1 protein-coding gene and 1 riboswitch are annotated in these 1,198 nt (G+C 61.3%); the gene reads left to right on the top strand.

All coding sequences use genetic code 11. The features are described from left to right. The coding region (locus tag V6C07_RS06970; RefSeq protein WP_333535632.1) for a polyphenol oxidase family protein at positions 1-627 on the top strand (627 nt) is incomplete at its 5' end. 436 nt (positions 628-1,063) lie between these two features. Next, a riboswitch (cobalamin riboswitch) is annotated at positions 1,064-1,198 on the top strand. This riboswitch is flagged as partial in the annotation.

The raw sequence follows: 1,198 nt of genomic DNA, 5'->3' as shown, positions 1-1,198 counted from the left end.
GCGGCCCACGTGGCGGACAACCGCAGGAACTTGCTGGCGTCCCTGAAAACACAGGGCATGAGCCAGTGGGCGGAACTGTCACAGGTGCATGGCGACGTGATGGCTTTTGAGCCTCAGCCTGTCGCCTGTGATGCTGTGCCAACCGAAGAGGGCGACGGCATGGCTACCGACCGGCCGGGCCTGGGGCTGCTTATCAAGACGGCGGACTGCCAGCCTGTTCTTCTGGCGCACAGAAGCGGCCGGTATGTAGCGGCCATGCACGCGGGCTGGCGCGGCAACCGTTGTGACTTTCCCCTTGCCGGCGTTGTACGCTTTTGCGAACGCTATGATCTCAAGCCGCAGGATGTTTTTGCCGTGCGCGGGCCGAGCCTTGGCCCCGGTATGGCGGAATTCGTCAATTTTGACAGGGAGTGGGGCGCGCAGTTCCGCCCGTGGTTTGACGAAGAGAGCCGCACTATGGACCTCTGGAGCCTGACCCGGCATCAGCTCATGCTGGCCGGTCTGCCCGCGCGCAACATTTTTGGCCTGGACATATGCACAGCCAGTAATAACGAGCAGTTTTTCTCCTATCGGCGGGCGAAGGCCTCGGGGCGGCAGGCCAGCATAATCTGGATTCAGAACGGCTAGAGCAGGTTAACTTGGAGAATATACATTCTCAAAGGTTAAGGCCCGCTCACTTCGGCGTTTAACCGCGCAGATAAACCGCGCTTACCCCCTGAAACAGCCTTGGTACAGGCCTCTGGCTTTTGCGCAACAGTGCGCCCAACCAGTTGCCGCTGTCCAATGGCGAACGCGAAGACCAATCACTGCCTGATTACTGCTGGCCGTTCGCGGCGGCTCAGCATGCTCGTTGAGGGCAGGGCGGCGGTTCCGTTTCTTCAGGGACTCGGCGCACAGGGGCATTTTCGGCATGCGTGTCTGCGCTGCCGCGCCGTTGTGGGCCTTGGGCTGGTTTGTCCCGGCCTGCCTTGCCCAGAGATCTGCCTTGGTTTGATTTACCTTGCCTGATCTGCCTTGGCTTGTGCAGGCAGTGTCAGACATTGACAGCCCGCCCGCCCCCGCCTAAAGTATGCGCGGCAATGGTAGCCGGTGTGCCGGCTTGAAAAGGGAATCCCGTGCAATACGGGAGCGGACCCGCCGCCGTAAGGTTCATTAACCTCGCACCATGCAGCGCCACTGGAAACGGGAAGGCCGGGGC

It is taken from the genome of Desulfovibrio sp. 1214_IL3152, from assembly GCF_036763055.1.
Taxonomy (GTDB): domain Bacteria; phylum Desulfobacterota; class Desulfovibrionia; order Desulfovibrionales; family Desulfovibrionaceae; genus Desulfovibrio.
This window is presented reverse-complemented; position numbering and strand designations above follow the sequence as displayed.